Here is an 18,189-nt window from a genome sequence, read left to right on the forward strand (position 1 = left end):
AAAGCCCCGCCTATCGGCGGGGCTTTTGTGTGAAGTTCGAAACGGACTAGATATCTGTCTGCCCATTCGGGCCAGTCGTTTCATTCACATCTTCATCCTCTGGCCGCTTCGGCGGCTTGCGCGCTATCAGACTATAGAACATCGGAATGAAGAACGTTGCGATGAACGTTGCAGCCAGCATACCGCCGATGACACCCGTACCGATCGAGTGACGGCTTGCCGAACCGGCACCCGTACTGATCGCGAGCGGCACTACACCGAGAATGAAGGCCAGCGAAGTCATCAGATCGGACGGAAGCGCAGGCGGGCCGCCGACGCTGCCGCCTCTATCGCGGACTTGCCTGTCTCTCGCTCGAGTACCGCGAATTCCACGATCAGAATCGCGTTCTTCGCCGCCAGACCTATGAGTGTCACCAGACCAATCTGGAAATACACGTCATTGGTCAACCCGCGCAGATCGGTCGCCAGCAGCGCACCGAAGATAGCAAACGGCACTGCGGTAATAACGGCAAGCGGCAGGCTCCAGCGCTCGTATTGCGCCGCAAGGATCAGGAACACCATGACGAGACCGAAGATCATCGCCTGCGTGCCTGTGCCGCTTGTGGTTACTTCCTGATAGGCCGAGCCCGTCCATGCAATCTGGTAGCCCTGCGGAAGAACCTCCGCAGCCACTTCCTGCATTGCCTTGATGGAATCGCCAGAGGTGAAACCTGGTGCCGGATTACCGGTGATCTTCGCTGCATTGAAGGCGTTGAAGCGTTCAAGCTGATCCGGGCCAACAATACGTTTGACGGTCACAAGAGCATCAAGCGGGATCATGCTGCCGGAATTGGCCCGCACGAAGACATGCTTGAGATCGCTTGGATCACGACGGAACTCAGCCTCCGACTGCAGGTTGACCTGATAGTTGCGGCCAAACAGCGTAAAGTCGTTGACGTAGAGACTGCCGAACGTTGCCTGCATTGCAGTGAATACAGAGTTGATCGGCACACCCATAGCCTTCGCCTTTTCGCGATCAAGCTGGATGTCATATTGCGGAACGTTCGGATCGAACGTCGTGCGCACGCCCTGCAGTTCCGGTCGCTTGGCCGCAGCCTCGGTGATGAGTTTGGTCGCACGCGTCAGCGATTCGACACCACCTCCGGTACGATCCTGAACATAGAGTTCAAAGCCACCGGTCGTGCTGAGGCCCATGATCGGAGGCGGGTTGAATGCCAGCACAAGCCCGTCCTTGATGCCCGAATTCATGGCCATGATGGCACCGGGAAGATTGCGGGCATCGGTTTCAGGTGTCGTGCGTTCCTTCCAGTCCTTGAGCATGATGAACATCGTGCCCGCACTGGTTTTCAGACCGCCCGACAGAAGATCGAAGCCGGATACCGCGAAGACGCTTTCCACAGCCGGGCTTTTCCGGATATTCGCGCTCGCCTGATCAAGAACCGCCGTTGTGCGCTCCAACGAGGCCGCAGGAGGCAGGACAGCAACGCTGAACAGGTAGCCCTGATCTTCGTCAGGTAACAGCGATCCCGGAACCCGTTCAAAAAGATAGTATGTAGCACCAAGAAGGCCTGCAAAAATGATCAGACCGATTGCAGCGCGCTTCAAAAAGAAGCGAACGCCACGAGAGTAACCGTCCGTCACCCGCTCGAAGAAGCGGTTGAAGATGCGGAACGGCAGCATCGGCTCGTGATGACCCGGCTTGAGGATCAACGCGCAGAGCGCCGGTGTCAGTGTCAATGCCACAAGACCAGACAACGTCACCGAAATCGCGATAGTGACGGCGAACTGCTTGTACATTTCACCGACAAGACCGCCCATGAAGGCAACCGGAATGAACACGGCGCAAAGCACGAGAACAATCGCAACAACCGGCCCCGTCACTTCACCCATGGCCTTGATGGCGGCCTTGCGCGGCGACAGCTTATCGGTCGTCATGATACGTTCGACGTTTTCCAGAACCACGATAGCGTCGTCGACCACGATACCGATTGCCAGCACCAGACCGAACAGCGTCAGGAGGTTGATGGAGAAGCCGAGCACATACATGCCCGCAAAAGTGCCAATGATCGAGATCGGCACTGCGATGATTGGAATGAGCGTCGCGCGCCAGTTCTGCAGGAAGATGAACACCACCAGCACGACGAGAATGATCGCCTCGATGAAGGTGTGTATCACTTCCTCGATGGAGACCTTGATGAACTTCGTCGTATCGAACGGGATCGAGTAATCGATACCCGCCGGGAAGCTCGCCTTCAACTCGTTCATACGGTTCTGAATGAGTTCCATCGTGTTGAGCGCATTCGCGCCCGGCTGCAGATAGATTGCAATCGGAACTGCAGACGTACCATTAAGATTACTGTCGACGAGATAACTTTCCGTGCCTAGCTCGACGCGCGCAACGTCCTTCAGACGCAGCGTTGCGGCGTTAGAGCTGGAACGAAGGATAATGTTCTCGAATGCAGCGGCATCCGGCAGACGCCCCTGCGTGGTCGCCGTATAGGTGAACGGCCCGGCCTGCGGATCGGGCTGATCGCCGAAACGACCGGCTGCGAACTGTGCGTTCTGTTCCTGGATAGCCGTCGAGACATCGCTAGGGGTCAGATTATACTGCGCCAGCTTGTCTGGACGCAGCCAGATACGCATCGAATAGTCAATATTGCCGAGCAGCTGCACGTCGCCCACGCCCGACAGACGCTTGAGATCGTCGACCACGTTCAGCAGCGCGTAGTTACCGACGTAGGTGCGGTCATAACGATCGCTGTCGGAGAACATGGCGACCATGCCCAGAATCGTGGTGGAACGCTTGTCCACCGTGACGCCGAGACGCTGAACCTCCTGCGGAAGCGACGAGGTTGCACGCTGTACGCGGTTGTTGACGTTGATGGTGGCCTGATCGGGGTCGGTGCCCAGAGCGAAGGTCACGGTCAACTGCATCGTACCGCTACCAAGGCTCGAGGACTGCATATAGAGCATGTTCTCGACGCCATTGATCTGCTGTTCCAATGGCGCAGCAACAGTCTGCGCCACCGTTTCGGCACTTGCGCCGGGATAGGTTGCACTGACGACCACCTGTGGCGGCGTCAGTTCGGGGTACTGCGCAATCGGCAGGATCCGGATGCAGATCAGGCCAGCCAGCACGAGCACAATGGAAATGACCGCCGCGAAAACGGGGCGGTCGACGAAAAATCTATTCATTGCTTGTCTGCCGCCTGTTCTTTGCCAGCTTCAGCACCCGCCTTGTCAGGCGATGTCTGATTGCTTGCTTCAGTAGCTGCGTCGACCGGATTCACGGGCTTACCCGGGGCTGCCTTGACGAGACCTTCGCTTATAACCCGTTCGCCTGCATTGAGACCTTCGGAAACAAGCCACGCGTCACTCAGTTCACGCGACACCGTGATCGGTCGCACTTCGACAACATTGTCCTTGTTGACCACGTACACAAACTGCGTTTGCGGACCCTGGAGCAATGCGGCCTTCGGGATCGTGATTGCATCCTTGACCTGAATACCGAGGATCACCGCACGGACGAACTGACCAGGGATCAGGCGGCGATTAGGGTTCTCAACGACTGCACGGGCGCCAAGAGTGCCTGTTTCCGTATCGAGCGACGATGAGGTGAAGTCGATCGTACCTTCATGATCATAAGCCTGTCCGTCACCAAACAGGACCTTGATCTTGAGGCGATCGGCATCTTCACCCGTTGCACCGCGTTCTGCGCGCAAACGGTCGATTTCGGCAGCTTCCGTATCGGTGAAGGAGAAATTCACGTACACCGGATCGAGCTGGGTAATCGAAGTCAGAAGACTGGAGGATGCATCAGTACCGATGAGGCTGCCCTCATTGACCTGTTCCTGACTGGTAATGCCGCTGATGGGCGCGGTGACCTTCGTATAGCTCAGATTGAGTTCTGCGGTGCGAAGCTGTGCCTTGGCTGCAGCAACCGCCGCCTTGTTCAGGTCGCGCGTCGCAAAAGCGGAATCACGAACTGCCGTGCTCTGCACCTTCTGCTGGACGAGTTGTTCTGCGCGCTCGGCATCCCGAATGGATTGCTGATACTGCGCTTCGGCCTGCGCTACCTGAGCCTGAGCCTTTTCAAGCTCGGCCTCATACGGTGCAGGGTCTATTTCGAACAACACGTCGCCCGCTTTGACTTCCGTACCTTCGATGAAATTGCGGTGAAGCAATATTCCGCCCACGCGCGCTCGGACCTGAACATCGCGATAGGCGCTGATACGCGCCGCATATTCATAGGTAACAGGTACATCATGCGGCTTGACCACCGTAACGGATACCTGTGGCGGAGGCGGTGTAGCCCCCCCGGGTGCCTGCGCCAGAACGGGTTGCCCCGCAAAGACAAGAAATGCGGCCCCTGCCGCAAAAAGCCGAATGGAACGGTTCAAAGTCATGATGGGAGTGCCCTTGCTGTCGCGCGGTGCTGCCAATTTAACATACACGAGTGTTTGTAAATACGGACTACCGTGTTATAGTCAATCACCTAATATTACAGATCACGAATGAGTTATCCAGATTCAGTGGCAAACTGGGCCACTAGCCTGCATCTACCTGAGAGAAGTCATGCGAAGAACGAAAGCCGAGGCAGCCGAGACCCGGGAAGCCATTCTGGTGGCCGCCGAGCAGGTTTTCCTCGAACGTGGTGTCAACCAATCTACACTGATGGAAATCGCATGTCATGCCGGAGTAACGCGTGGTGCGATTTATTTCCACTTCCACGACAAGCTTGAAATCGCGCGCACAATCATAGGTAATGTCCGCTTCCCGCAAGAAGAAATCATGTTGCAGGCAGCGGCCGTTAATCACCCCAATCCAATGCATGTTCTGGAACAATCGATTATCCAGGCGCTGCATCTTTTTTCGAACGATGTACGCCAGCAGAACATTTTCATTATCATCAACCAGCGATGCGAATTCGTCGGCGAGATGGCCCCACTGGAAGACAGACTCAGGGAAGCGCGATCTAATGTCCTCTCATTGCTCGTAGGATTGCTCGACGTGGCGGCAAGACGCGGGGAGCTTTCAAAGGAATGGACTGCTGATACGGCAGCACTGATCCTGCTTTCCATGTTGAGCGGGCTCCTCAATGAATGGTTGCGCGGCGACCGAAACTACGATCTCGTCACCTATGGCGGCAAGGCAATCTCGATACTCATTCGATCTCTGCGAAATCAGGAATTCGAAGCTCATCAGACGCAAGATTACACATAATTGCGATGTGCCCCGCCCATCGGACCTGCTATTTTCTCCCGTGGTTTCTTTCAACCTATTGTGATTGCTGAACTTAAAAATTGGGGAAGACGCTCGACTCCTTTATAATTTACGCTTACGTCAATGTAACTCTTGCGAAGAGAGTAAAACTCGACCACATTTATGGTGAGGAGGCTGTCCGGGCGGGCAGCTTGGGAGACGGCGGGCGCACAGGCTGCCCAACTTAGGACGGAGCAATCCGGGGAGAAGACATGGCGAAAAAAACGACTGGGCAAAGTGCATCCGTAGTTGAATCCGTCGCAGCAGATACAGCCAAGAAAGGCGCGTTGAAGCAGGAAAAAATCTGGCTCAAATCGTATCCGGTCGGCGTTCCGCACGAAATCGATCTGAGCAATACCTCGTCTATTGGCGATATGATTCTGGCGTCCTGTCGGCAGTTCCCCGACAATCCCGCCTTTACCTGCATGGGTAAGGATCTCTCTTTCAAGAAGCTGGACGAATACTCTCGCGCCCTCGCAGCATTTCTCCAATCGCGTGGCCTCGTCAAAGGTGATCGCGTCGCAGTGATGATGCCAAACATCCTGCATTATCCAATTGCGTTTACGGCTATTCTCCGCGCCGGTTTCGTGGTGGTGAACGTCAATCCGCTTTATACGCCGCGCGAGCTGGAACACCAGCTGAACGACTCCGGCGCCAAAGCATTGATTGTTCTGGAGAACTTCGCATCGACGGTGGAGAAGACCCTTAACTCCGTCAATGTTCCCAATATCATTGTCGCTTCAATGGGCGACATGCATGGCTTCAAGGGCCACATCATCAATTTCGTCGTGCGCCGCGTGAAGAAAATGGTCCCTGTGTGGAACATCCCGGGCCATATCCGTTTCAAGGATGCATTGGCTCAAGGCCGTGCCCAATCCTTCAACCCCATTCCGGTTCAAGGTTCTGACCTTGCTTTCCTGCAATATACAGGCGGTACGACGGGCGTCTCGAAAGGCGCCATGCTCACCCATAGCAATATTCTTGCGAATGTGGAGCAGATGCATGTCTGGATGGAGGTTGCTTTCCGCAACAAAGGCAAGCCCAAGGCCCTGAATTTCGTATGCGCCCTGCCGCTTTACCATATTTTCGCGCTCACGGTGAATGCGATGATCGGCATTAAGCTTGGTGCACGAAATATCCTCATTCCCAATCCACGCGATATTTCCGGCTTCGTCAAAGAGCTGAAGAAATACCCGTTCCATATCTTCCCGGGCCTCAACACCTTGTTCAACGGCCTCATGAACAACCCTGATTTCCAGACGCTGGATTTCAAACCTCTTATTCTCACTCTCGGCGGCGGAATGGCTGTGCAACGTCCTGTTGCCGAACGCTGGCAGAAAATGACTGGTTGCCACGTCACTGAAGGGTATGGCCTTTCGGAGACCTCGCCCGTCGCCTGCGCCAACGCGCTTGATGCGACCGAGTTCTCCGGCACTATCGGCCTGCCCATGCCATCGACTGATGTGGCAATCCGTGACGATGACGGAAATGACCTGGCACTCGGAGAGGTCGGGGAAATCTGCGTGCGCGGACCACAGGTGATGTCGGGCTATTGGGAACGTCCCGATGAAACCAAACGCGCGATCATGCCGGATGGTTTCTTCCGCACGGGCGACATGGGCTTCATGGACGAACGCGGTTACACCAAGATCGTCGACCGCAAGAAGGACATGATCCTGGTTTCCGGCTTCAATGTCTATCCAAACGAAATTGAAGAAGTTGCCGCCGGTCACCCCGGCATCGTGGAAACGGCTGCCGTTGGCATACCGAACGAACATTCGGGCGAAGTCGTCAAATTGTTCGTTGTCCGTAGCGACCTCAACCTGACCGAAGACGAAGTCAAAGCCTATTGTGCCGAACGTCTCACCAACTACAAGCGTCCGCGCGAAGTCGAGTTCCGCGAAAGCCTGCCAAAGAGCAATGTCGGTAAGATTTTGCGTCGCGAACTTCGCGACTGAGAACGTTGAAGTTTACAAACAAATACGGCCGGACATTTCATCCGGCCGTATTTGTTTCAGACTGAATCATGCTGAGGGCGGCACCAGAGGCTGAACGATCTCCTGGAAAGGTGCCAGCGCTTCGCATCGAGCTGCCAGACCAGCCAATGCCGGATGTTTCTGCTCATCAAAGAGGCTTGGATGCGCCTCGCGCAGAAAGCGAAGCGCACAAGCCGCCGCGATATCGGTATGTCCGATATCATCTCCAAACCAGTATGATGATTTCCGTTCCGCAAGATCACTTTCCAGAACATCCAGCACCCGCGCGATCTGTGTCTCGCAGCGTTCCACCCAAACGCTTGATTTTTCGCTTCGCAGCAAACCTTCATAGAGAAGGCTCACGGCCTTATCGGCAAGACCGGTAGAAAGCGCACATATCTTCAAAGCCTGACGGCGCTCGATACCTTTTTGCGCCACCAACGGAGGCTTGCCGACCGCGATCTCATCGAGATAATCGAGTATCGCCGCGCTTTCGATCACGACGTCGCCATCGTCGAGGACAAGCGTCGGCACGCGGCTCAGCGGATTGAACTCCGCAATCCTGTCCCGGTCACCGAATGTCGACCATGGTTCATGCTCGAATGGCAGGCCGTAAAGCCGCATGGCGATAGCGACACGCCGCACAAAAGGGGAATCATACTGGCCGATCAGGATCATGGACATAGCTCGGGAACGTTGAACGTTCCGTCATGCTACTCCACACCGATCACACCGCAAGAGCATTGAGGATGAATTGTCATGATGCTTCCATTCAACGAATTGAATGGAAGCCAGCACTCATCACTTCAATAATTCAGGCAATCCAGCAACGCTATCCAGCACCACATCGGCATGAGGCTCCAGCGCCTCACGAGGAGAGTTGCCCGATAGAACACCGACCGCAAGCCCTGCCCCGGCAGCATGGGCTGTTTCCAGATCATGCAGATTGTCGCCGACCATGGCGATCTCGTGGGGTGCCAATCCCAGCTTTTCTGCAAAATAGAGCAGCGGGTCGGGATAAGGTTTTGGGCGCGCCGCCGTGTTGTAGCCAATCACGACTTCGAAGAGCCCGTGGATACCCAGAGCTTTGGCGGTAGCGTGGGCACCAGCCTCGGAATCGTTGGTGGCGATACCAAGGCGAAGCCCCATCTCCCGCAGCGTTTCCAGCGTTTCGCGAACGGCTTCGATCGCAACCGCCGAACGCGCACCTTCGGTGACGCAGTAAGCGTCATATTCTTCGACCAGTTTGCGCACCTGCTCGGATGCGACGTCTGGATGCCAAAGTGAAACGATATCTTCGACTGTACCTGCCGCGATGACCGAATTGGCCCGGAAACGCTCGGTCAGCCAGTCATAACCTCCCGCATCGAGCAACGCGCGAGCCCGCACCTCGTCGCCTTTTGCTGCACGCTGCGCCAGTTGCCACGAGATTGAAAACCAGGTGCGGTCGAAATCGATCAGGGTGCCGTCCTTGTCGAACAGGACGGCACGGATTGATTTCATACGCTCTGCGGAAAGCTTGTCGCTCATGCTTCCAGCGCACCGGCACGCTTCTTGACGGTTGAAGGCTGTGCTCCAAGCAGCTTGAGAAGATCATCCCCACGACGCACATAGCGCAGCGAGCGACGCGTCAGAATACGTCCATCCTGCGGTGCGGTCAGCGTGATATCGCCCTCTGGTTCACCCGGCTTCGTAACCACTGTAACCAGCTTCGTTCCCGCCTTTACTTCATCGCCCGGCGCTACATGAAAGAGCACCATACCGCCTTCCGGCGCGCGCAACATTTCAACATGTGAGAGCGGCGTGACAAGACCCTTATATTCCGTCTCTAGCTTCACATTGTCGTCGCGAACAACGCCCCGATGCACGAGGAATTTATACAGACCTTCGGCATCGCCTTTGCCCATATCGGCATAAACATCGCTCAAGCCACGGAATTCAACCGTTGTAACAGCCCGGCGCTTCATGTTGCGCTTGTCCGCCGGCAATTGCAGAACCGGATGCGCACAGGCTTCTTCAAAAGCTGCGTCGGCCGTCGTGTCCCATGCGAGGATTGCCGTCGAATTGAGCGCGATGGCCAGATCCTTCATGTCTTCGGCGAATTCCTCCGCGATATAAACGTAATTCTCGCTCTCGTCGTCGCAATGCAGGTCGAGCACGATATCGTTCGTCAGAGCCAGCTTCAAAAGCGTCGCCTTCAGGCGCTGAGCCAGTGAGATCGGCGCATCCGGCTCCGGCAGTTCAGACGTGTCGAAATCCGGCAGTAGTGGGAAAGCGCGATTGAAATTGGTCAGCGAAAACGTCTCAAAACGGCCGAGATGCTGATGTGCCTGCCACTGATTGGAGCCGATCGGATTGGCTTGCGGAACAACGGTAATATTACCAAGAACGCGCCCTTCCTCAGTCGCTTTCTTCAACATCGGAACCAGGAAATGAAGAGCCGCCTGCCCCGGAAGTTCGGCACCGTGAAGCGAAGATTGCAAATAGGCGGAAGGCGCATCGCTATCCTTGCCTGCAAAGCGCAGCACGCGCAACTCGATGGCATTTCCCGGTACATCGCCGGCAAATTTTACGATCTCGGTTTTCATTTCATTTCCCATTTATTTCTCATGAAGAGAGCCGGGTTACAAACCCGGCTCTCCTTTATTTCTAGCTGTGCAGAGAATGCCGTCAAGCTTTCCTTCGCGCATGCAGATGTGCGACAAGCCCTTGTGTGGAAGCGTCGCGACCGTCGCTGCTCTCCTCACCCGAAACCACCGGCAGAAGTTCGGTGGCAAGTTCCTTGCCAAGCTCCACGCCCCATTGATCGAAAGCATTGATGCCGAAAATCTGTGCTTCGACGAACACGCGGTGTTCATACAGCGCTACCAGACGTCCGAGAGCAAACGGATCAAGCTTGTCATGAACCAGCGTCAACGAAGGGCGATTGCCTGAGAAAACGCGATGCGGAGCAATGCGTTCAACTTCGCTCTCCGGCAGGTTCTTCGCCTTCAACTGCGCTCGCGCTTCATCAAGGGTACGCCCCTTCATCAAGGCCTCGGACTGTGCAAGGCAATTCGCCAGCAACATTTCATGTTGATGGTCGAGGTGCTTTTCATGGCCCTTTGCTGCAACGATGAACTCGAGCGGAATGGTGTCGGTGCCCTGATGCAGAAGCTGGAAGAAAGCGTGCTGGCCGTTCGTGCCAGGTTCACCCCAAACAACCGGGCCTGTCGGACCGGAAACCGGCTTGCCATCGACCGTGACGCTCTTGCCATTCGACTCCATGTCCAGCTGCTGCAGATAGGCCGGGAGACGGGCGAGACGCTGGTCGTATGGAATGATCGCACGGCTGCCATAACCACAGATCGCACGGTGCCAGTAACCGATGAGACCCAGCCAGACGGCTAAGTTCTTTTCCAGCGGCGCATCTCGGAAATGCACATCCATTGAATGCGCACCTGCCAGAAACTTGCGGAAATCCTCCGGTCCAATCGCAATCATCACAGGCAGGCCGATGGCCGACCATACGGAATAACGTCCACCGACCCAGTCCCAGAAACCAAAGACCCGGTCTTCAGCAATGCCGAAGGCAGCAACCTTGTCCAATGCGGTTGAGACAGCCGCGAAATGGGCGCCCACAGCCGCTTCTCCAAGTGCATCTGCTACCCATTTACGCGCGGTCTGCGCGTTGGTCATTGTTTCGATGGTCGTGAACGTCTTGGAAGCGATGATGACAAGCGTCGTCGCAGGATCGAGAATGCCAAGCGTATCCGCAATATGAGCGCCGTCGATATTGGAGACGAAATGCGCACGCGGGCCATCATGATATGGGGAAAGAGCCAGAGTTGCCATGACCGGTCCGAGGTCGGACCCGCCAATGCCAATATTGACGATATCGGTGATCTTCTTTCCGGTCGCTCCCTTGATCGCGCCCGACCGAATGCCATCCGCAAATGCCGCCATACGGTCGAGCACTTCCTTTACATCCGGCAGCACATTGTGTCCGTCAACAAGCACTTCCTTCGAGGACGTGTCGCGCAGCGCGACATGGAGAACGGCACGGTCCTCCGTGTTGTTGATGTGCTCACCCGCAAACATCGCCGCACGACGACCTTCGACATCGGCAGCAATAGCGAGTTCCTTGAGGAGCCCGATCGTCTCGTCATTGACCCGGCATTTTGACCAGTCGAACAGAAGGTCATCCAGGGATAGCGAATACCGCTCGAACCGGCCCGGGTCTGATTTGAACGCCGCGCGCATATCGTGCGGGGCCGAATCTGCCCAGTGCTTTTTAAGCTTTGCGACCGTTGCTTCAAGCTTCGTCGCGTCTCTTGCCATGATGCTACTCCCGAATCAAATCGATTTAATTGCGGACATTAAGCGTTTTAGAGAGGATTTACGGCAAATAAATTACCGAACTTCCAATTTGGACAGAGTGTCATATACACCATATTGATCAATTTAGGGTGATCCACCTCGGAGTGAAGCATGGACCTGACCGGAGAAGAGCGGATTGCGGCACCACGCCAAGCAGTCTGGGATGCGTTGAACGACATTGAAACGCTGAAATCCTGCATTCCCGGTTGCGAAGATATAGAGCGCATTTCGGAAACAGAGATACGTGCCGCCCTCAAAGTGAGTTTCGGAATCCTGAAAGTCCGCTTTCACGGCATTCTGGAATTGTCGAATATGAAACCGCCGGTCTCCTATACGATTTCCGGCCACGGGGAAGGCTCCATAGCAGGGTTTGCTCACGGTGCGACCGATGTGCGTCTGGACGAAGATGGTACCGACACGATTTTATCCTACGCCATACGTGGCGATGCCGGCGGCAAGGTGGCACAGATCGGCACGAAATTGCTCGGTTCAGTCGCACGAAAAATCGCAGACCGCTTCTTTGCCAATATCGCAGAAGCGGCGTCGAACGCCGCCGCAAAAACGACCTGATCCAGCTTCACTCTTATAAAGCTGCAACGGTGTTCCTTAACAATCCGGTATTCGATAATTCGCAATACTTCTTGAAAGCCCGCTGGCATGAAACCCAGAGACGTCGCGACCTATATTTTCCTTGCCGTAGCATGGGGACTTTCGTTCCTCGTGGTGCTGCGCGTGGTCGAAGCCTTTGGCTGGGCCGGTGCGGTTGCCTTCCGCTCTTTCATTGCCGCCGGAACACTTTTTGCAATCGCGAAACTCTCCGGACGCAATCTTGATTTTCAGGCGGGCTGGAAACCCTTCGCCGTGGTTGGTGCAACCACCGTTGCGGGCCAGCTTATTGGCCTTTCCTACGGAACGCCGCTGATTGGCACCGCTATGGCCGCGATCTGCGTCGCATCCATTCCGCTTTTCTCGATGGTTATCAGCCAGCTCTGGGGTCTCGAACGCATCACGTCGCGCGGCCTCATCGGCCTGCTCCTCGGCGTGACCGGCATTGTGCTTCTGGTCGGCTTCCCGGCTGTTGCGGTTACGCCTGAATTTATCATGGGCTGTATTGCTGTGCTTTTCTCCTGCTTCTCGGCAGCTTTCGGCAGCAACTATGCAAGCCGTCGTCTTTCTACCACCGGCTCATGGGAAACCACCATCGGCGCATTCGTGTTTGGCGGCATATTGAGTTTGCCACTGATCTTGGCCGTTCCTGTGCCAGCCATGCCGGGGATGATTGATTTTGTGTATCTGCTGATCTCGGCATGTGTGATGAGTGCGCTTACCTATGTGCTTTACTTCAAACTGGTTGGAAATGTCGGACCGACAAAAGCCATCAGCGTTGAATTCGTCGTGACAGTTATCGCGGTTCTCGTCGGTGCGGTGTTCCTCAAAGAACAGCTTTCCTTGATCCAGTTTGTCGGCGCTGCTGTCATCATTACGGGCTGCGCTCTGGTGCTAAGCTCGCGCCCGGCACTACCCAAAGAATCCCAAACTTTCCCTGCCTCGGAAGCGACACCGGACAGCCTCAAGTCCGATCCGCTTTGATTTCACACTCTGATCAGCTGTCAAAGGCCCGCGCTTCCAAAGCCGGGCCTTTCTCTATTTCTAGTGCCTAACTCTCATAAATTGACCAGATGATAAAAAATTTGACCTTCCGTAAAAATCTGTCATCCTGTCATTAACGGGCGTCACGCGACGGCAAAGATCGCAGCCCGGAACAACGTTTAAGGTGCGCAAAGGGAACCCGCACCTGAACAAGCAAAAATGGGAGATGCGATCGATGAGATCAGCAGACAATTCGCCTATTGATGCAATTGATAATCCGGGACATGCGAACGGGCCTGATATTCATGGCTCGCGGCTGGAAAAGGCCGACTACGCGCATGTTTTCGATGATCTGCATCCGCCGCTGAACAAGCATGAAGCCCTCGTTGAATCCGACCGCTGCTATTATTGCTATGACGCACCTTGCATGAATGCATGTCCTACCAGCATCGATATTCCGCGTTTCATTCGCCAGATTAACACCGGCAATGCCGTCGGTGCAGCCAAGACCATTCTCTCAGAAAATATTCTGGGCGGCATGTGCGCCCGCGTTTGCCCGACAGAAACGCTCTGCGAAGAAGTGTGTGTTCGCGAAACCTCCGAAGGCAAACCGGTCAAGATCGGTGAATTGCAGCGCTATGCCACAGATGTTCTGATGGAAACCGGCAATCATCCATTCAAGCGCGCACCCGATACTGGCAAGCACATCGCAATCGTTGGCGCGGGCCCGGCAGGTATCTCCGCAGCACATCGCCTTGCGATGTATGGGCATCAGGTGACGATTTTTGAAGCGCGACCCAAGGGCGGCGGTCTTAATGAATATGGTATTGCCGCCTATAAGACGGTCAATAATTTCGCCCAGCGCGAACTGGAATTCGTGCTGAAAATCGGCGCGATCAATATCGAATATAACCAGACGCTCGGTCAGGACATCACCATTGAAACGCTGAAGGCTGGCTATGATGCAGTTTTCCTCGGCATGGGCATGCCAGGCGTCAACGATCTGGCGCTTGTCGGCGAAGATGCGCCCAACGTGATCGATGCGGTGGATTACATCGCCAATCTGCGTCAGGCAAAAGACCTCTCATCCCTCCCCGTTGGCCGCAATGTGGTAGTGATCGGCGGCGGCATGACGGCGGTAGACGTTGCGATCCAGACCAAGAAGCTTGGCGCTGAAAACGTGACAATCGTTTATCGTCGCGGTCAGGAAAGCATGAATGCCAGCGCCTATGAGCAGGAACTGGCACAGATTCATGGCGTGGTGATCCGTCACTGGTTGCAACCGCATGCCCTTGAGCGGAACGAAGACGGCACGGTCAATGCCGTGGTCTTTGAATATACCAATGCCGATAGCGGCAAGCTTTCCGGCACCGGCGAATATCTCATTCTTGAAGCCGATCAGGTGTTCAAGGCTATCGGCCAGAAGTTTGAACCAGAGCCAATTGCCGGGTCTGGCATCGGACTTTCCAAAGGGCGCATCAGCGTCGATGAAGATCGTCGCACATCCGTTGAGGGCATATGGGCAGGAGGCGACTGCGTTGCAGGTGGTCAGGATCTGACCGTTGCATCGGTGGAAGACGGCAAGGTTGCAGCAGAATCCATCCATGCGACGCTGACAAAACGTCCCGAAGCGATTGAAGGTTTTGCCGATGCGGTGTTGTCGGGCGGCGCACTTCATGCGCCCTCCCCGTCTGCTTCGCGTGACCGCAGTGTGCCATTGGGCCAGGAACAGGGCTGAGGAGAGTAAAAATGGCTGATCTTTCAACGAACTTCCTCGGCATCAAGTCTCCAAACCCGTTCTGGCTGGCTTCGGCCCCACCGACGGACAAAGCTTACAATGTCGAACGGGCTTTCAAGGCTGGCTGGGGTGGCGTGGTCTGGAAAACGCTGGGGGCTGAAGGCCCGCCGGTCGTAAACGTCAATGGTCCGCGCTATGGCGCTATCCATGGTGCTGACCGGCGCCTGCTGGGTCTCAACAATATCGAGCTGATCACCGACCGGCCACTGGAAGTGAACCTGCGCGAAATGAAAGAAGTGAAAATGCGCTGGCCCGACCGCGCATTGATCGCTTCGATCATGGTGCCATGCGAAGAAGAAGCGTGGAAAGCAATCCTGCCCCTGGTGGAAGAAACCGGTGCCGACGGCATCGAGCTGAACTTTGGCTGTCCGCACGGCATGAGCGAACGCGGCATGGGTGCGGCTGTCGGTCAGGTGCCGGAATATGTCGGGATGGTCGTGAAATGGTGCAAGCAATATAGCCGTATGCCGGTGATCACCAAGCTGACGCCGAACATCACCGATATTCGCAAGCCAGCGCGTGGCGCGAAAGAAAACGGCACCGATGCGGTATCGCTGATCAACACGATCAATTCGATTGTTTCGGTTGATTTGGACAGCATGTCGCCGGTGCCATCCATTGACGGTCGCGGCAGCCATGGCGGCTATTGCGGACCAGCGGTCAAGCCGATTGCGCTCAACATGGTGGCGGAAATTGCGCGCGATCCTGAAACCTATGGCCTGCCGATTTCAGGCATTGGCGGGATTACCACATGGCGCGATGCTGCGGAATTTATCGCGCTCGGCTGCGGCACGGTTCAGGTCTGTACCGCTGCTATGACCTATGGCTTCAAGGTCGTTGAAGAAATGATCGACGGTCTTTCCGACTGGATGGATAGTAAAGGCTATCAGACGCTGGACGATTTCCGCGGCATGGCTGTGGGGCATGTCAGCGACTGGCAGTATCTCAACCTCAATTATGTCACCAAGGCACGGATCGATCAGGATTCCTGCATCAAGTGCGGCCGTTGCCATATTGCCTGCGAAGATACTTCGCATCAGGCGATTACCAGTCTCGTGAACGGTGCGCGGCACTTTGAGGTGATCGATGAGGAATGCGTTGGCTGCAATCTTTGCGTCAATGTCTGCCCGGTCGAGGATTGCATCACCATGGAGCAGATCGGAGATTTCGATCCACGCACCAAGGCACCAATCCCGGCACAATATGCCAACTGGACGACCCATCCGAACAATCCGATGGCCGTGAAAGAGGCCGCCGAATAAAACAGAAACGCCGGGCAAAAACCGGCGTTTTCTTTTGCTGTATTTGTTTTTAACGGCTGACGCGTTTGCCTTTTTCCGGCTCGAACACATGGCTTGTTGCCTGATCAATCGCGATTGTCAGCACATCGCCCGGACGCACGGTCAGGCGCTCGCGGAACAGACAGGTAATCGGCTGATCGCCGAGCTTGCCCATGACCATGATTTCCGAACCGGTCGGCTCGACGATTTCGACCGTGACCGGAACGCCCTGCTCTGCGATCTTCATATGCTCAGGGCGCACACCATAAACAGCCTTGCCCGAAAGACTTGCATAATCGCCTTCCGGAAGCGGCATACGGAAGCCGCCGTCGGCCACAAACGAACCTTCTTCGATCTTGCCATTGACGAAGTTCATCGATGGTGAACCGATGAAGCCAGCCACAAACATGTTGGCCGGACGGTCATAAAGATCGAGCGGCGCGCCGATCTGTTCCACGAGGCCATCGCGCATGACGACGATCTTATCAGCCATGGTCATGGCTTCGATCTGATCGTGGGTCACGTAAATCGTGGTGGTCTTTAGGCGCTGATGCAGTCCCTTGATCTCACCGCGCATCTGCACGCGCAATTTAGCGTCGAGATTGGAGAGCGGTTCGTCAAACAGAAACACCTGCGGATCGCGAACAATCGCACGGCCCATGGCCACACGCTGGCGCTGACCGCCGGAAAGCTGGCGTGGAAAGCGGTCGAGCAGCTTGTTGAGGCCGAGGATTTCTGCTGCACGATTAACGCGGCTGTCGCGTTCTTCCTTCGGTGCATTTTTCAGCATGAGCGCGAAGCCCATATTGTCGGCCACCGTCATATGCGGATAGAGCGCATAATTCTGGAACACCATGGCAATATCGCGCTCTTTAGCGCGTAGGTCATTGACCACACGCGGACCAATGGCGATTTCGCCGTCACTGATTTCCTCAAGCCCTGCGATCATGCGCAGAAGCGTTGACTTGCCGCAGCCTGACGGGCCGACCAGCACGACAAATTCGCCGTCCTGAATATCCACGGACACGCCGTGCAATACGCCGACATTGCCATATTTCTTGATTGCATTTCGGATGGATACAGATGCCATCTTGAACCTCAACTCTTATTTGACGGCGCCTGCTGTCAGACCTGCAACGATCTGGCGCTGTGCGAATACGGTTAGCAACAGGACCGGCAATGTGACCACGAGGGCTGCGGCGGCAAGCGGACCCCAGCTGACCTGTTCAAAGGACAGCATGTTGTAAACTGCGACCGGCAGGGTGCGTGTCTCGCGGCTTGCAAGCACGATGCCGAAAACGAAATTGTTCCACGAGAAGATCACCGCAAGGATGAGCGACACCACAACGCCCGGCTTGGCGATTGGAAGTGCCACCTTCATGAACACCTGCCACGAGGATGCGCCATCGATAATGGCGGCTTCTTCAAGCTCCAACGGCGTTGTCTCGAAGTAGCCGATCATGATCCAGATCACGATTGGAACAGTCACAACCAGATGGATGATGATCTGCGGCCAGAGGGTGCCGAGCAGTCCGAGCGTCTGAAACAGCAGAAACAGCGGGATCAGGTAGGACAGACCCGGCGTCATACGCGCAATCATGATGACGATTGCCGACTTGTTGGCGCGCAGTCGTGCAATGCCGTAGCCTGCCGGAACCCCGACCAGCAATGCCAGCAAAGTCGCTGTTCCGGTCACGAGAATACTGTTCCAGAAATAGAGCAGAAAATCGTTGGTCTCGAAAATTCCGCTATAGTTCGACCACGCGATGCGGTCGGGGATCAGGATCGGTGGATAGGCGCCGTTGTCGATTTCATATTTCAAGGAAAGCGACAGCATCCAGACGAAGAAGAAGATTGCAGGCGACACGATGATGAAAACCATGAGTGCCGTGCCAAGCTTTGAAAGAATTGACTTGCGTGCCAT

The 18,189-nt window shown here is 55.5% G+C and carries 13 protein-coding genes and 1 pseudogene; 6 read left to right on the forward strand and 8 right to left on the reverse strand.

Annotated elements, in window-relative coordinates; genetic code table 11:
- Window positions 1-46: 46 nt before the first annotated feature.
- A pseudogene (bepE, locus tag FG152_RS08865) lies at window positions 47-3,195 on the reverse strand (multidrug efflux RND transporter permease subunit BepE).
- A complete protein-coding gene (locus tag FG152_RS08870; RefSeq protein WP_010658198.1) occupies window positions 3,192-4,406 on the reverse strand; it encodes an efflux RND transporter periplasmic adaptor subunit in 1,215 nt (404 codons plus the stop codon). Before FG152_RS08870 ends, bepE begins: the two are co-directional and overlap by 4 nt.
- Window positions 4,407-4,575: 169 nt before the next feature.
- Between FG152_RS08870 and FG152_RS08875 the strand changes: the two genes are divergently transcribed.
- Both FG152_RS08875 and FG152_RS08880 read left to right on the forward strand, forming a co-directional pair.
- The gene (locus FG152_RS08875) at window positions 4,576-5,223 is read left to right on the forward strand and encodes a TetR family transcriptional regulator (protein WP_498985957.1); all 648 of its coding nucleotides are present in this window, start codon (window positions 4,576-4,578) and stop codon (window positions 5,221-5,223) included.
- A 251-nt stretch (window positions 5,224-5,474) separates the two neighbouring features.
- Window positions 5,475-7,220: a long-chain fatty acid--CoA ligase gene (locus FG152_RS08880; protein WP_010658196.1), complete on the forward strand. Its 1,746-nt coding sequence runs from the start codon at window positions 5,475-5,477 to the stop codon at window positions 7,218-7,220.
- Between the two features lie 66 nt (window positions 7,221-7,286).
- Here the strand turns inward: FG152_RS08880 and FG152_RS08885 are convergent, their stop codons facing one another.
- The 4 genes from FG152_RS08885 to pgi form a co-directional block, all read right to left on the reverse strand.
- Window positions 7,287-7,916 carry a glutathione S-transferase family protein gene (locus FG152_RS08885; RefSeq protein WP_029375880.1) on the reverse strand — a complete coding sequence of 210 codons (630 nt, stop codon included), beginning with the start codon at window positions 7,914-7,916 and terminating at the stop codon, window positions 7,287-7,289.
- A 123-nt stretch (window positions 7,917-8,039) separates the two neighbouring features.
- Window positions 8,040-8,768: an HAD family hydrolase gene (locus tag FG152_RS08890; protein ID WP_010658194.1), complete on the reverse strand. Its 729-nt coding sequence runs from the start codon at window positions 8,766-8,768 to the stop codon at window positions 8,040-8,042.
- Window positions 8,765-9,826 (reverse strand): succinylglutamate desuccinylase/aspartoacylase family protein, encoded by a 1,062-nt coding sequence (locus FG152_RS08895; RefSeq protein WP_029925760.1) that lies wholly within the window; start codon window positions 9,824-9,826, stop codon window positions 8,765-8,767. Before FG152_RS08895 ends, FG152_RS08890 begins: the two co-directional genes overlap by 4 nt.
- Window positions 9,827-9,908: 82 nt before the next feature.
- On the reverse strand, window positions 9,909-11,558 hold the full coding sequence (pgi, locus tag FG152_RS08900; RefSeq protein ID WP_029925762.1) for a glucose-6-phosphate isomerase: 1,650 nt from the start codon (window positions 11,556-11,558) through the stop codon (window positions 9,909-9,911).
- Window positions 11,559-11,708: 150 nt separating this feature from the next.
- Between pgi and FG152_RS08905 the strand changes: the two genes are divergently transcribed.
- The 4 genes from FG152_RS08905 to preA all read left to right on the forward strand — a co-directional run bounded on the left by FG152_RS08905 (window position 11,709) and on the right by preA (window position 16,247).
- Window positions 11,709-12,167, forward strand: coding sequence for an SRPBCC family protein (locus FG152_RS08905; RefSeq protein ID WP_010658191.1), 459 nt, complete (start codon window positions 11,709-11,711; stop codon window positions 12,165-12,167).
- An 87-nt stretch (window positions 12,168-12,254) separates the two neighbouring features.
- Window positions 12,255-13,187 (forward strand): DMT family transporter, encoded by a 933-nt coding sequence (locus tag FG152_RS08910; protein WP_029925764.1) that lies wholly within the window; start codon window positions 12,255-12,257, stop codon window positions 13,185-13,187.
- 226 nt (window positions 13,188-13,413) lie between these two features.
- A complete protein-coding gene (locus FG152_RS08915) occupies window positions 13,414-14,925 on the forward strand; it encodes an NAD(P)-dependent oxidoreductase (RefSeq protein ID WP_498985965.1) in 1,512 nt (503 codons plus the stop codon).
- 11 nt (window positions 14,926-14,936) lie between these two features.
- Window positions 14,937-16,247 (forward strand): NAD-dependent dihydropyrimidine dehydrogenase subunit PreA, encoded by a 1,311-nt coding sequence (gene preA, locus FG152_RS08920; RefSeq protein WP_010658188.1) that lies wholly within the window; start codon window positions 14,937-14,939, stop codon window positions 16,245-16,247.
- 49 nt (window positions 16,248-16,296) lie between these two features.
- On the opposite strand, the gene FG152_RS08925 is transcribed toward preA, so the two are convergent.
- Together FG152_RS08925 and FG152_RS08930 are read right to left on the reverse strand one after the other, a co-directional pair.
- Window positions 16,297-17,355 carry an ABC transporter ATP-binding protein gene (locus FG152_RS08925; RefSeq protein WP_043062417.1) on the reverse strand — a complete coding sequence of 353 codons (1,059 nt, stop codon included), beginning with the start codon at window positions 17,353-17,355 and terminating at the stop codon, window positions 16,297-16,299.
- A gap of 15 nt (window positions 17,356-17,370) precedes the next feature.
- The gene (locus tag FG152_RS08930) at window positions 17,371-18,189 is read right to left on the reverse strand and encodes a carbohydrate ABC transporter permease (RefSeq protein ID WP_010658186.1); all 819 of its coding nucleotides are present in this window, start codon (window positions 18,187-18,189) and stop codon (window positions 17,371-17,373) included.

This window comes from Ochrobactrum sp. XJ1 (assembly GCF_024701725.1).
GTDB classification, from domain to species: domain Bacteria; phylum Pseudomonadota; class Alphaproteobacteria; order Rhizobiales; family Rhizobiaceae; genus Brucella; species Brucella anthropi.

What these genes read in the sequence shown, in the direction of transcription:
- FG152_RS08910 (WP_029925764.1), top strand. Translation starts at nt 12,255, where the DNA reads ATGAAACCCAGAGACGTCGCGACCTATATTTTCCTTGCCGTAGCATGG.
- FG152_RS08885 (WP_029375880.1), bottom strand. Translation starts at nt 7,916, where the DNA reads ATGATCCTGATCGGCCAGTATGATTCCCCTTTTGTGCGGCGTGTCGCT.
- FG152_RS08915 (WP_498985965.1), top strand. Translation starts at nt 13,414, where the DNA reads ATGCGATCGATGAGATCAGCAGACAATTCGCCTATTGATGCAATTGAT.
- pgi (WP_029925762.1), bottom strand. Translation starts at nt 11,558, where the DNA reads ATGGCAAGAGACGCGACGAAGCTTGAAGCAACGGTCGCAAAGCTTAAA.
- FG152_RS08875 (WP_498985957.1), top strand. Translation starts at nt 4,576, where the DNA reads ATGCGAAGAACGAAAGCCGAGGCAGCCGAGACCCGGGAAGCCATTCTG.
- FG152_RS08905 (WP_010658191.1), top strand. Translation starts at nt 11,709, where the DNA reads ATGGACCTGACCGGAGAAGAGCGGATTGCGGCACCACGCCAAGCAGTC.
- FG152_RS08925 (WP_043062417.1), bottom strand. Translation starts at nt 17,355, where the DNA reads ATGGCATCTGTATCCATCCGAAATGCAATCAAGAAATATGGCAATGTC.
- FG152_RS08880 (WP_010658196.1), top strand. Translation starts at nt 5,475, where the DNA reads ATGGCGAAAAAAACGACTGGGCAAAGTGCATCCGTAGTTGAATCCGTC.
- preA (WP_010658188.1), top strand. Translation starts at nt 14,937, where the DNA reads ATGGCTGATCTTTCAACGAACTTCCTCGGCATCAAGTCTCCAAACCCG.
- FG152_RS08890 (WP_010658194.1), bottom strand. Translation starts at nt 8,768, where the DNA reads ATGAGCGACAAGCTTTCCGCAGAGCGTATGAAATCAATCCGTGCCGTC.
- FG152_RS08930 (WP_010658186.1), bottom strand. Translation starts at nt 18,189, where the DNA reads ATGGCACGCAAGTCAATTCTTTCAAAGCTTGGCACGGCACTCATGGTT.
- FG152_RS08870 (WP_010658198.1), bottom strand. Translation starts at nt 4,406, where the DNA reads ATGACTTTGAACCGTTCCATTCGGCTTTTTGCGGCAGGGGCCGCATTT.
- FG152_RS08895 (WP_029925760.1), bottom strand. Translation starts at nt 9,826, where the DNA reads ATGAAAACCGAGATCGTAAAATTTGCCGGCGATGTACCGGGAAATGCC.